The sequence below is a fragment of the Burkholderia sp. MSMB1589WGS genome (assembly GCF_001636105.1).
Taxonomy (GTDB): domain Bacteria; phylum Pseudomonadota; class Gammaproteobacteria; order Burkholderiales; family Burkholderiaceae; genus Burkholderia; species Burkholderia humptydooensis.
In genome coordinates, this window is sequence record NZ_LNJT01000008.1 from 1,802,432 (window position 1) to 1,815,645 (window position 13,214).

A 13,214-nucleotide genomic window follows, 5' to 3' on the forward strand; every position below is an offset into this window, starting at 1 on the left:
GAAATCGGGTCGTTGGCGGATGTGGAGGATAGTGGCGAAATATGTCATTTTTTGGAAATCAGATCGATCGTCACGGAGCTGTCATCGAACGCTGTGATGCTTCGGGTGCCGCGAAAGACCGGAGCGTCCGGCCGCGGCGGGCCGGCGGCGCGGCCCGTGCGGACGAGGTTTGCGCGCCGTTCGGCCGTTCGTGGTTCCACCCTACGGAGAAGCGACATGACGTATTCGAATTTCCCGCGCGGCGGCGCCTGGCGCCGCTTCGCGCTCGCCGCCGGCGCAGCCGCGCTGTTGCAAGGCGCGGCGACGCACGCGCAGGCGGCAGCCGTCGTGCTGTACACGGCGGACGGCCTCGAGAACCTGTACCGCGACGTGCTGCCCGCGTTCGAGAAGCAGGAAGGCGTGAAGGTGAACATCGTGACGGCGGGCAGCGGCGAAGTGGTGAACCGCGCGAACGTCGAGAAGGGCTCGCCCAAGGCCGACGTGATCGTCACGCTGCCGCCGTTCATCCAGCAGGCGGGCCAGTTGGGCCTCTTGCAGCCGTACCGCAGCGTCAACTACAAGAACGTGCCGGCGATCGCGAAGGCGGAAGACGGCTCATGGGCGACGTTCGTCAACAACTACTTCTCGTTCGCGATCAACCCGTCGGTCGTGAAGAGCCAGCCGAAGACGTTCGCCGATCTGCTGCATCCCGACTACAGCGGCAAGCTCGCGTACTCGAACCCGGCGACGGCGGGCGACGGAATGGCCGTCATCATCCTGACGAGCGCGCTGATGGGCGAGGACAAGGCGTTCGACTATCTCGCGAAGCTCGAGCGCGGCGTGAAGTTCCACACGAAGGGCACGGGCTACCTGAACGTGCTGCTGTCGCGCAACGAGATCGCGGTCGCGAACGGCGACCTGCAGATGGATCTCGACGACGCCGAGCACGGCGGCCTGTCGATCAAGCCGATCTTCGTCGCCGCGAAGGAAGGCGAGCCGCCGACGACGTTCCAGTTGCCGTATGCGATCGGCCTCATCAAGGGCAGCCCGAACCAGGACGCGGGCAAGAAGCTGATCGACTACCTGATGTCGACCGACGTGCAGGCGAAGGTGCCCGACATGTTCGGCATCCCGGGCCGCACCGACGTGCCGCTCGCGGGCAGGAACGGCGAGGCGGTGAAGCGCGCGATTGCCGGCGTGAAGCTGATCCCGGTCGACTGGAACGCGGTGATGGCGAAGAAGCCCGTGTGGACCGAGCGCTGGAAGAAGGAAGTGATCGGCGATTCGGGCAAGCAGACCGAAGTCGTCAAGCCGAAATGAGCGGACGCCGCGGCCGCGGCAAGCCGACGCGATGACGCGTCGAAGGACGAAACCTGGTGGATACCGCAAGTCTCACCCATTCCGGCGCGTTCGATGCTGCGCGCCCGCACGCGGCGCCGCGCGCGGGCGCGCCCGGCGGCGTGCGCATCGAGCACCTGAGCGTGCGCTACGGCGCGCGCACGGTGCTCGACGATCTGTCGCTCGACATCGGCGCGGGCGAACTGCTCGCCGTGCTCGGCAAGAGCGGCTGCGGCAAGACGACGTTGCTGCGCTTCATCGCCGGCTTCGTGAAGGCGGACGGCCTGGCGGGCACGCTCGCCGTCGCCGGCCGCGACCTGACGCACGCGCCGCCGCACAAGCGCAATCTCGGATTGCTGTTCCAGAACTACGCGCTGTTCCCGCACCTGACCGTATTCGAGAACGTCGCGTTCGGGCTGCGCGCGCGGCGCATGTCGTCCGCGGACATCGCGCGTCGCGTCGCCGATGCGCTCAAGCTCGTGCAGCTCGGCGACGCCGGCCATCATCTGCCCGCGCAACTGTCGGGCGGGATGCAGCAGCGCGTCGCGCTCGCGCGCGCGCTCGTGATCGAGCCGGACGTGCTGCTGCTCGACGAGCCGCTGTCCGCGCTCGACGCGAACCTGCGCGCGTCGGTGCGCAGCGAGCTGAAGGCGCTGCACGAGCGGCTGCCGAACCTGACCGTCGTCTGCGTGACGCACGATCGCGACGACGCGCTCGTGCTCGCCGACCGCGCGCTCCTGATGCGCGACGGCCGCGTCGCGCAGCTCGGCACGCCGCAGCAGTTGTACGACGCGCCCGACGACGGCTTCGTCGCGCGATACCTGGGCGCGGCGAACCTGCTGCCGCCGAACGTCGTGTTTGCGTTCGGCGATCCGCGCCACGACGTGCGCGACAAGGTCGCGTGCGTGCGGCCGGAACGGCTCGCCGTGCGGCCGCTCGGCGAAGGGCGGCTGCACGGCACGATCGCGTCGGTCGAATGGCACGGCGCGGCGCTGTCGCTGACCGTAATGCTCGATGCGGCGTGCGACGAGCCGGTGCTCGTCGCGATGCAGCGCGGCCGCGGCCCGGCGCCCGAGCGCGGCGCGCGCGTATCGCTCGATTGCGAGGCGGACGATGTCGTCCTTATCTCACCTTGAGCCGCGGGCGGCGCTCGCCGCCGATCCCGCGGTGCACGCCCGCATCCGCGCGTCGGCCGCCGCGCACGACGCCGCCGCGCGGCGCCGCGAGCGGCGCGCGACCGTGCGCATCGTCGCGCTCGCGGCCGTCGTGCTCGGCCCGCTCGTGCTGTATCCGCTCGCGCGGCTCGTGCTGCTGAGCGTGCTCGGCGATCACGGCCCGACGCTCGCCGCGTACCGGACCTTTTTCGCGAGCCACGACGTCCGCGATGTGCTCGGCACGACGCTGTGGGTGCTGTTCACGAGCGCGGGCACCGCGTCGGTCGTCGGCGTGCTGCTCGCCGCGCTGCTGTTCTTCCGGCCGTTCCCGGGCGCGTCGCTCGTCACGCGCTTCCTCGAGCTATACGTCGCGTTCCCGTCGTTTCTCGTCGCGTTCACGTTGATCTTCCTGTACGGCTCGCAAGGCTCGGTCAGCATCGCGCTGCAACGCGTCTTCGGCCTCGACGCGCCGCCGCTCGATTTCCTGTTCGGCACGGGCGGCGTGATCCTCGCGCAGACGGTGTTCTACACGCCGTTCGTCGTTCGGCCGACGCTCGCGTCGTTCGCGACGCTCGATCCGCGGCTCGTCGAAGCCGCGTCGAGCCTCGGCGCGAACGGCTGGATGCGCGCGCGGCGCGTCGTACTGCCGCTCGCGTGGCCGGGCATCGCGGCGGGCGTGATCCTGTGCTTCCTGCTGACGCTGAACGAATTCGGCATCCTGCTCGTGCTCGGCAGCGCGCGGCTCGTCACGCTGCCGGTGGCGATCTACAGCAGCGCGACCGTCGACATCGATCTGCCGGCCGCGGCCGCGGGCGCGGTCGTGATGCTCGCGATGTCGCTCACGCTCTATGCGCTGTACCGGCGGATGAGCCGGCGCGCGAGCGAAGGAGGGCGCGATGTCCGCTGATTTCCCGACGCGCGCCGCGGCGGTGCCGCGCCGCGAGCTGCGCTGGACCGATGCGGCGTCGCGCGTCGCGGCTCGCGCGCTCGTCGCGCTCGCGGCCGCCGCCTGCTGCTGGCTGTTCGTGCTGCCCGTCGTGGTCGTCGCGCTGTCGAGCGTCGCCGAGCACTGGTCGGGCACGATCCTGCCGGCCGGCTACAGCCTGCGCTGGTTCGAACGCCTCGGTCGGCCCGAGTTCGACGCGCTCGCCGCGAGCCTCGAGATCGGGCTCGGCGTCGCCGCGCTCGGCACGGCGCTCGGCATCGCGCTGGCGCTCGCGCTCGAAGGCCGCGCGCGGCGCGGCGTCGGCGCGCTCGTCGATGCGCTCGTGATGCTGCCGAACGGCGTGCCGAGCGTCGTGCTCGGGCTCGCGGTGCTGATCGCGTATCACGCGAAGCCCGTCGACCTGTCGAGCTCGCCCGCGATCGTCGTGCTCGTGCAGCTCGCGCTCGTGCTGCCGTTCTGCTACCGGTGCGCGGCCGCCGCGCTGCGCCCCGAGCTGACCGTGCTGCGCGAGGCGGCGGCGAGCCTCGGCGCGCCGCCCGCGATGGTGCTGCGCCGCGTGCTGCTGCCGCAGCTCGTGCCGGCGATCCGCGTGAGCCTCGCGCTCGGCTTCGCGCTGTCGCTCGGCGAGCTCGGCGCGACGCTGACCGTCTATCCGCCGGGCTTCGCGACCGTGCCGATCGTCGTGATCGGCGACGTCGAGCGCGGCTACTACCTGCCCGCGTCGGCGCTGTCGCTGCTGCTGCTCGGCGCGTCGCTCGCCGCGCTCGTCGCGATTGCGGCGCGCGCGCCGCGGCCGGCACGATGAGCGGCGCGGCGGCGCGCCGTTCGCGCGTAACATGAACGAAAGGCCCGAGGGGCGAAACGCCATGAATCGACACATCGAAGTCAACGGCCGCGTCTACCGGATGCCGGCCGAGCCGACCGTCGCCGTCTGCGTCGACGGCTGCGAATGCGATTACCTCGAAGAGGCCGCGAACGCGGGCGTCGCGCCGTTCATCGCGCGGATGCTGCGCGAGGGCTCGGCGTTCGACGCCGACTGCGTGATCCCGTCGTTCACGAACCCGAACAACCTGTCGATCGTGTGCGGCGCGCCGCCTTCGGTGCACGGCATCTGCGGGAACTTCTTCTGGGATCCGGACGCGCAGGGCGGCGCGGGCGCCGCGGTGATGATGAACGATCCCGCGTACCTGCGCGCGGGCACGCTGCTTGCGGCCGCGGCGGACGCGGGCGCGAAAGTCGCCGTCGTGACGGCGAAGGACAAGCTGCGCCGGCTGCTCGGCTGGCGGATGCGCGGCGTGTGCTTCTCGGCGGAGAAGGCGAACCAGGCGAACCTCGGCGAGAACGGCATCGCCGACGTGCTCGACTTCGTCGGCCTGCCGTCGCCCGACGTCTACAGCGCGGCGCTGTCGGAATTCGTGCTCGCGGCGGGCGTGCGGCTCGCGCGGAACCGGCGCGCGGACCTGATGTACCTGTCGACGACCGATTACGTGCAGCACAAGTGCGCGCCGGGCAGCGACGGCGCGAACGCGTTCTACGCGATGATGGACCGCTACCTCGCGGCGCTCGACGCGCTCGGCTGGGTGATCGGCCTGACCGCGGATCACGGGATGAACGCGAAGCACGATCCGCGCACGGGCGAGCCGAACGTCGTCTACCTGCAGGACGCGCTCGACGCGTGGCTCGGGCCGCGCCGCGCGCGCGTGATCCTGCCGATCACCGATCCTTACGTCGTCCATCACGGCGCGCTCGGCTCGTTCGCGACGATCTACGTCGCTCACGGCGTCGACGCGGGCGCGGTGATCGGCCGGCTGCGCGAGTTCGACGGCATCGAGCTCGCGCTCGACAACGCGACGGCGGCCGAGCGCTTCGAGCTGCCGGCCGACCGGATCGGCGACGTCGTCGTCGTGGGCCGGCGCGACGTCGCGCTCGGCACGCGCGCGCGCGAGCACGACCTGTCGGGGCTGACGGTGCCGCTGCGCTCGCACGGCGGCCTGTCCGAGCAGCGCGTGCCGCTCCTGTTCAATCGCCGGATCGAGGGCATCGAGCCGGGCCGCCGGCTGCGCAACTTCGATCTGTTCGACCTCGCGCTGAACCGGCCCGCGCCATGACGACGCGCGAGCTTCGCGATCACCCCGCGTACCGCCGCGAGACGTTGCGCTGGCGCGGCGAGCGGGCGACGCGCGCGCGCACGCTCGACGTATTCGACCCGTATTCGGGGCGGCGCGTCGGCACGGTGCCGCTCGCGACGGTCGACGACGTGCGCCGCGCGTTCGACTATGCGGCCGCGTACCGGCCGGCGCTGTCGCGCTACGAGCGCTCGCAGATCCTCGAGCGCGCGGCCGCGCGCCTGATCGCATGCGCGGAAGAGGCGTCGACGCTGATCTCGCTCGAATCGGGCCTGTCGAAACAGGACTCGCGCTACGAGATCGGCCGCGTCGCGGACGTGTTCAAGTTCGCGTCGATCGAGGCGCTGCGCGACGACGCGCAGAGCTACTCGTGCGATCTGACGCCGCACGGCACGTCGCGCCGCGTGTTCTCGCAGCGGCAGCCGCTCGACGGCGTGATCGTCGCGATCACGCCGTTCAATCATCCGATGAACCAGGTCGCGCACAAGATCGCGCCCGCGATCGCGACGAACAACCGCGTGATCGTGAAGCCGTCGGAGAAGGTGCCGCTGTCGGCGCTGTATCTCGCCGACGTGCTGTACGAAGCGGGCTTGCCCGAGCCGATGCTGCAGGTGCTGACGGGCGATCCGCGCGAAATCGCCGACGAACTGCTGACGCACCCGAGCGCGACGCTGATCACGTTCACGGGCGGCGTCGCGATCGGCAAATATATCGCGGCGAAGGCGGGCTACCGGCGCATCGTGCTCGAGCTGGGCGGCAACGATCCGCTGATCGTGCTCGACGACGCCGACCTCGAACGCGCGGCGACGCTCGCCGCGCAGGGCTCGTACAAGAATTCGGGGCAGCGCTGCACGGCGGTGAAGCGCATCCTCGTGCAGAAGCGCGTCGCGCCACGCTTCACGGAACTGCTCGTCGAGCAGACCCGCGCGTGGACATACGGCGATCCGTTCGACCCGGCGAACCGGATGGGGACGGTGATCGACGAGGCTGCCGCCGCGCTGTTCGAGGCGCGCGTCGACGAAGCGGTGTCGCACGGCGCGCGCCTGCTGACGGGCAACGCGCGGCGCGGCGCGCTGTATGCGCCGACGGTGCTCGACCGCGTCGACGCGTCGATGACGCTCGTGCGCGAGGAGACGTTCGGGCCCGTGTCGCCGATCATCGCGTTCGACACGATCGACGACGCGATCCGGATCAGCAACGGCACCGCATTCGGCCTGTCGTCGGGCGTGTGCACGGATCGCGCGGATGCGATCGTGCGTTTCGTCAACGAACTGAACGTCGGCACGGTGAACGTGTGGGAGGTGCCGGGCTACCGGCTCGAACTGACGCCGTTCGGCGGCATCAAGGATTCGGGTCTGGGATACAAGGAAGGAGTGCAGGAAGCGATGAAGAGCTTCACGAATCTGAAGATGTTCTCTTTACCGTGGGCGTGACGAAATGGCGCTGACCCTCGATGACATTCGCATGCTGTTCGACCGCCACGGCGACATTGCCTACAGCGGCGAGCCGGTGACGCAGCGCGAGCATGCGCTGCAGAGCGCGCAGCTCGCCGAAGAGGCGGGCGCGGGCGACGCGCTGATCGCGGCGGCGCTGCTGCACGATCTGGGCCACCTGCTGAACCGCCAGGGCGAGACGCCGACCGCGCACGGCATCGACGACCTGCATCAGTATTACGTGCTGCCGTTCCTGCGGCCGCTGTTTTCCGACGCGGTGCTGGAGCCGATCCGGCTGCACGTCGACGCGAAGCGCTGCCTGTGCGCGATCGACGCGTCGTATTACGCGCGCCTGTCCGCGGACTCGGTGCGCAGCTTGCATCTGCAGGGTGGCGTCTTCTCGGATGCGGAAGCCGAGGCGTTTCTGAAGCGTCCTTATGCGCCGGACGCGATCCGCGTGCGGCGCTGGGACGATCTCGCGAAGGTGGCCGGCAAGCCGACGCCGGATCTGGGTCACTACATGCGCGCGGTCGCGCGCGTCATGGTGTCCTGAAGTAACGACCGACTCCCGCATTCATATCTATAACGGGACCCTCAAAAAGAGCTTGCGCGAGGGAGGGGATGTGTCTAGAATCACGCCTCTTTCGCGCTACGGCGAACGCGGCGCGAAGGGGGAGTGGGAAGTCTTGAGCTCGGGCAGTACGGTCGACCGCGAGGACGAACGGGAGCGCGAGACGGCGATGACGCAGTTTCGGTGGCGCGGAGGTAAAAAAGTTGTTGACGCGCTGCGAATAAGTGATCATAATCTCATTTCTCTGCTGCTGACAACGCAGCGCTGCTGAGAAGGCGGTGGCAAGTAGTGAAATCTTCTCGCAGATATGCTCTTTAACAATGAACAGCCGATAAGTGTGGGCGCTTGATGTGGCGGACGATCTTCGGATCGCGAGCAAAAGTATCAAGAGTCTCACACTAAAGTAAGTCAGGTTTGTGAAGCAATTCACGACCTGTCAGCTTTGAGTGAGCGACCGGTTGGAAACAACCGAAAACAGTAACAGGCATTGAACTGAAGAGTTTGATCCTGGCTCAGATTGAACGCTGGCGGCATGCCTTACACATGCAAGTCGAACGGCAGCGCGGACTTCGGTCTGGCGGCGAGTGGCGAACGGGTGAGTAATACATCGGAACATGTCCTGTAGTGGGGGATAGCCCGGCGAAAGCCGGATTAATACCGCATACGATCTGAGGATGAAAGCGGGGGACCTTCGGGCCTCGCGCTATAGGGTTGGCCGATGGCTGATTAGCTAGTTGGTGGGGTAAAGGCCTACCAAGGCGACGATCAGTAGCTGGTCTGAGAGGACGACCAGCCACACTGGGACTGAGACACGGCCCAGACTCCTACGGGAGGCAGCAGTGGGGAATTTTGGACAATGGGCGCAAGCCTGATCCAGCAATGCCGCGTGTGTGAAGAAGGCCTTCGGGTTGTAAAGCACTTTTGTCCGGAAAGAAATCATTCTGGCGAATAACCGGGGTGGATGACGGTACCGGAAGAATAAGCACCGGCTAACTACGTGCCAGCAGCCGCGGTAATACGTAGGGTGCGAGCGTTAATCGGAATTACTGGGCGTAAAGCGTGCGCAGGCGGTTCGCTAAGACCGATGTGAAATCCCCGGGCTCAACCTGGGAACTGCATTGGTGACTGGCGGGCTAGAGTATGGCAGAGGGGGGTAGAATTCCACGTGTAGCAGTGAAATGCGTAGAGATGTGGAGGAATACCGATGGCGAAGGCAGCCCCCTGGGCCAATACTGACGCTCATGCACGAAAGCGTGGGGAGCAAACAGGATTAGATACCCTGGTAGTCCACGCCCTAAACGATGTCAACTAGTTGTTGGGGATTCATTTCCTTAGTAACGTAGCTAACGCGTGAAGTTGACCGCCTGGGGAGTACGGTCGCAAGATTAAAACTCAAAGGAATTGACGGGGACCCGCACAAGCGGTGGATGATGTGGATTAATTCGATGCAACGCGAAAAACCTTACCTACCCTTGACATGGTCGGAATCCTGCTGAGAGGCGGGAGTGCTCGAAAGAGAACCGGCGCACAGGTGCTGCATGGCTGTCGTCAGCTCGTGTCGTGAGATGTTGGGTTAAGTCCCGCAACGAGCGCAACCCTTGTCCTTAGTTGCTACGCAAGAGCACTCTAAGGAGACTGCCGGTGACAAACCGGAGGAAGGTGGGGATGACGTCAAGTCCTCATGGCCCTTATGGGTAGGGCTTCACACGTCATACAATGGTCGGAACAGAGGGTCGCCAACCCGCGAGGGGGAGCCAATCCCAGAAAACCGATCGTAGTCCGGATTGCACTCTGCAACTCGAGTGCATGAAGCTGGAATCGCTAGTAATCGCGGATCAGCATGCCGCGGTGAATACGTTCCCGGGTCTTGTACACACCGCCCGTCACACCATGGGAGTGGGTTTTACCAGAAGTGGCTAGTCTAACCGCAAGGAGGACGGTCACCACGGTAGGATTCATGACTGGGGTGAAGTCGTAACAAGGTAGCCGTATCGGAAGGTGCGGCTGGATCACCTCCTTTCTCGAGCTTAAATCCGCGAAGTTGAGCGCTCACGCTTATCGGCTGTGAATCAGGACAGACTCAGGGGTCTGTAGCTCAGTCGGTTAGAGCACCGTCTTGATAAGGCGGGGTCGTTGGTTCGAATCCAACCAGACCCACCAATTGTCTGGCGAGAAGGGAACCTGAGTGTCTCTGTACGGGGGCATAGCTCAGCTGGGAGAGCACCTGCTTTGCAAGCAGGGGGTCGTCGGTTCGATCCCGTCTGCCTCCACCACAATCTTCAATGACAAGCGTTCGACTTGAGTCGAATCTTTGTCCTTGGCGATTGAGCCAGTCAGAGTGATGCAGGCAACTGTATCGGCTGTCGTTCTTTAACAATCTGGAAGAAGTAAGTAATTTGGATAGCGGAAGCGTCTTTGAGATGGACGTGGAAGTTATCCGGGTTGTGATTGTATCGATGTATCTCAAGATGATTCGAACTTCATGTTCGGCTCCCTACGGGAGTGGGACCAGGGTAAGCGCTAAAGCGCTAACACTGGTCGACATCAAATTGGAATACGGCACAACGCGAGAACTCAACCTGTAGCGGCTGTCATCCCCATTCGGGGATGGGGCCATCGTAAGTGCTAAAGCGCTAACGATGGCCGACATGAGACAGACTCGTTATAGGGTCAAGCGAACAAGTGCATGTGGTGGATGCCTTGGCGATCACAGGCGATGAAGGACGCGGTAGCCTGCGAAAAGCTACGGGGAGCTGGCAAACGAGCTTTGATCCGTAGATGTCCGAATGGGGAAACCCACTCCTTTTGGAGTATCCATGACTGAATACATAGGTCATGTGAGGCGAACGCGGTGAACTGAAACATCTAAGTAACCGCAGGAAAAGAAATCAACCGAGATTCCCAAAGTAGTGGCGAGCGAAATGGGAAGAGCCTGTACTCTTTATTTGTATTGTTAGCCGAACGCTCTGGAAAGTGCGGCCATAGCAGGTGATAGCCCTGTAGGCGAAAACAGTATGAAAGAACTAGGTGTACGACAAGTAGGGCGGGACACGTGAAATCCTGTCTGAAGATGGGGGGACCATCCTCCAAGGCTAAATACTCGTGATCGACCGATAGTGAACCAGTACCGTGAGGGAAAGGCGAAAAGAACCCCGGGAGGGGAGTGAAATAGATCCTGAAACCGCATGCATACAAACAGTCGGAGCCTCTTCGGGGGTGACGGCGTACCTTTTGTATAATGGGTCAGCGACTTACGTTCAGTAGCAAGCTTAACCGAATAGGGCAGGCGTAGCGAAAGCGAGTCCGAATAGGGCGTTCAGTTGCTGGGCGTAGACCCGAAACCAGGTGATCTATCCATGGCCAGGATGAAGGTGCGGTAACACGTACTGGAGGTCCGAACCCACTAACGTTGAAAAGTTAGGGGATGAGCTGTGGATAGGGGTGAAAGGCTAAACAAACCTGGAAATAGCTGGTTCTCTCCGAAAACTATTTAGGTAGTGCCTCGTGTCTCACCTTCGGGGGTAGAGCACTGTCATGGTTGGGGGGTCTATTGCAGATTACCCCGCCATAGCAAACTCCGAATACCGAAGAGTGCAATCACGGGAGACAGACATCGGGTGCTAACGTCCGGTGTCAAGAGGGAAACAACCCAGACCGCCAGCTAAGGTCCCCAAATATGGCTAAGTGGGAAACGAAGTGGGAAGGCTAAAACAGTCAGGAGGTTGGCTTAGAAGCAGCCACCCTTTAAAGAAAGCGTAATAGCTCACTGATCGAGTCGTCCTGCGCGGAAGATGTAACGGGGCTAAGCCATATACCGAAGCTGCGGATGCGAGCTTTGCTCGCATGGTAGGAGAGCGTTCCGTAAGCCTGCGAAGGTGCACTGTAAGGTGTGCTGGAGGTATCGGAAGTGCGAATGCTGACATGAGTAGCGATAAAGGGGGTGAAAGGCCCCCTCGCCGTAAGCCCAAGGTTTCCTACGCAACGTTCATCGGCGTAGGGTGAGTCGGCCCCTAAGGCGAGGCAGAAATGCGTAGCTGATGGGAAGCAGGTCAATATTCCTGCACCGTCGTTAGATGCGATGGGGGGACGGATCGCGGAAGGTTGTCCGGGTGTTGGAAGTCCCGGTCGCTGCATTGGAGAAGGCGCTTAGGCAAATCCGGGCGCAGGATTCAAGGGTGTGGCGCGAGCTCCTTCGGGAGCGAAGCAATTGGAAGTGGTTCCAAGAAAAGCCTCTAAGCTTCAGTCTAACGATGACCGTACCGCAAACCGACACAGGTGGGCGAGATGAGTATTCTAAGGCGCTTGAGAGAACTCGGGAGAAGGAACTCGGCAAATTGGTACCGTAACTTCGGGATAAGGTACGCCCTGGTAGCTTGATGCGCCTGCGCGCAGAGGGTGAAGGGGTTGCAATAAACTGGTGGCTGCGACTGTTTAATAAAAACACAGCACTCTGCAAACACGAAAGTGGACGTATAGGGTGTGACGCCTGCCCGGTGCCGGAAGATTAAATGATGGGGTGCAAGCTCTTGATTGAAGTCCCGGTAAACGGCGGCCGTAACTATAACGGTCCTAAGGTAGCGAAATTCCTTGTCGGGTAAGTTCCGACCTGCACGAATGGCGTAACGATGGCCACACTGTCTCCTCCCGAGACTCAGCGAAGTTGAAGTGTTTGTGATGATGCAATCTACCCGCGGCTAGACGGAAAGACCCCATGAACCTTTACTGTAGCTTTGCATTGGACTTTGAACCGATCTGTGTAGGATAGGTGGGAGGCTATGAAACCGGAACGCTAGTTTCGGTGGAGCCGTCCTTGAAATACCACCCTGGTTTGTTTGAGGTTCTAACCTTGGCCCGTGATCCGGGTCGGGGACAGTGCATGGTAGGCAGTTTGACTGGGGCGGTCTCCTCCCAAAGCGTAACGGAGGAGTACGAAGGTACGCTAGGTACGGTCGGAAATCGTGCTGATAGTGCAATGGCATAAGCGTGCTTAACTGCGAGACCGACAAGTCGAGCAGGTGCGAAAGCAGGTCATAGTGATCCGGTGGTTCTGTATGGAAGGGCCATCGCTCAACGGATAAAAGGTACTCTGGGGATAACAGGCTGATACCGCCCAAGAGTTCATATCGACGGCGGTGTTTGGCACCTCGATGTCGGCTCATCTCATCCTGGGGCTGTAGCCGGTCCCAAGGGTATGGCTGTTCGCCATTTAAAGAGGTACGTGAGCTGGGTTTAAAACGTCGTGAGACAGTTTGGTCCCTATCTGCCGTGGGCGTTGGAAGTTTGAAGGGGGCTGCTCCTAGTACGAGAGGACCGGAGTGGACGAACCTCTGGTGTACCGGTTGTGACGCCAGTCGCATCGCCGGGTAGCTATGTTCGGAAGAGATAACCGCTGAAAGCATCTAAGCGGGAAACTCGCCTTAAGATGAGACTTCCCCGGGGACTTGATCCCCTTGAAGGGTCGTTCGAGACCAGGACGTTGATAGGTCGGGTGTGTAAGCGCAGTAATGCGTTCAGCTAACCGATACTAATTGCCCGTAAGGCTTGATCCTATAACAAGTCTGTCTCGATAGCCGTTAGCGCTTCAGCGCTTACGGATATCGAGCGTCGAGTGCAAGGGCACTCGACGTACAGCGGTTGAAGTACCGCGTATGTGTGAGATGCAACCTC

The 13,214-nt window shown here is 63.3% G+C and carries 8 protein-coding genes, 2 tRNA genes and 2 rRNA genes; all 12 read left to right on the plus strand.

What is annotated here, in order from left to right; genetic code table 11:
- Positions 1–216 precede the first annotated feature (216 nt).
- The 12 genes from phnS (at position 217) to WT16_RS25585 (ending at position 13,096) form a co-directional block, all read left to right on the plus strand.
- Complete coding sequence (gene phnS / locus WT16_RS25530) at positions 217–1,299, plus strand: 2-aminoethylphosphonate ABC transporter substrate-binding protein (RefSeq protein ID WP_006028971.1); 1,083 nt, start codon at positions 217–219, stop codon at positions 1,297–1,299.
- A 56-nt stretch (positions 1,300–1,355) separates the two neighbouring features.
- A complete protein-coding gene (gene phnT / locus WT16_RS25535; protein ID WP_063534511.1) occupies positions 1,356–2,453 on the plus strand; it encodes a 2-aminoethylphosphonate ABC transport system ATP-binding subunit PhnT in 1,098 nt (365 codons plus the stop codon).
- Complete coding sequence (gene phnU, locus WT16_RS25540; RefSeq protein WP_063534512.1) at positions 2,431–3,378, plus strand: 2-aminoethylphosphonate ABC transporter permease subunit; 948 nt, start codon at positions 2,431–2,433, stop codon at positions 3,376–3,378. The genes phnT and phnU overlap by 23 nt, the downstream gene beginning before the upstream one ends.
- Positions 3,368–4,222 (plus strand): 2-aminoethylphosphonate ABC transport system, membrane component PhnV, encoded by an 855-nt coding sequence (phnV, locus tag WT16_RS25545; RefSeq protein ID WP_063534513.1) that lies wholly within the window; start codon positions 3,368–3,370, stop codon positions 4,220–4,222. Before phnU ends, phnV begins: the two co-directional genes overlap by 11 nt.
- A 31-nt stretch (positions 4,223–4,253) precedes the next feature.
- Positions 4,254–5,525, plus strand: a complete 1,272-nt coding sequence (gene phnA, locus WT16_RS25550; protein ID WP_009914324.1) for a phosphonoacetate hydrolase — start codon at positions 4,254–4,256, stop codon at positions 5,523–5,525.
- On the plus strand, positions 5,522–6,976 hold the full coding sequence (gene phnY / locus WT16_RS25555) for a phosphonoacetaldehyde dehydrogenase (protein WP_015604083.1): 1,455 nt from the start codon (positions 5,522–5,524) through the stop codon (positions 6,974–6,976). The genes phnA and phnY overlap by 4 nt, the downstream gene beginning before the upstream one ends.
- 4 nt (positions 6,977–6,980) lie before the next feature.
- The gene (locus WT16_RS25560; RefSeq protein ID WP_063534514.1) at positions 6,981–7,529 is read left to right on the plus strand and encodes a phosphonate degradation HD-domain oxygenase; all 549 of its coding nucleotides are present in this window, start codon (positions 6,981–6,983) and stop codon (positions 7,527–7,529) included.
- A gap of 70 nt (positions 7,530–7,599) precedes the next feature.
- Positions 7,600–7,818, plus strand: coding sequence for an enoyl-CoA hydratase (locus tag WT16_RS25565; RefSeq protein ID WP_231892108.1), 219 nt, complete (start codon positions 7,600–7,602; stop codon positions 7,816–7,818).
- Between the two features lie 218 nt (positions 7,819–8,036).
- Positions 8,037–9,567, plus strand: a 16S ribosomal RNA gene (locus tag WT16_RS25570).
- Between the two features lie 64 nt (positions 9,568–9,631).
- Positions 9,632–9,707, plus strand: a tRNA-Ile gene (locus WT16_RS25575).
- Positions 9,708–9,744: 37 nt separating this feature from the next.
- Positions 9,745–9,820, plus strand: a tRNA-Ala gene (locus tag WT16_RS25580).
- A gap of 395 nt (positions 9,821–10,215) precedes the next feature.
- Positions 10,216–13,096 (plus strand): 23S ribosomal RNA (locus tag WT16_RS25585).
- The 16S and 23S rRNA genes sit together here with 2 tRNA genes alongside, the layout of an rRNA operon.
- Positions 13,097–13,214 lie beyond the last annotated feature (118 nt).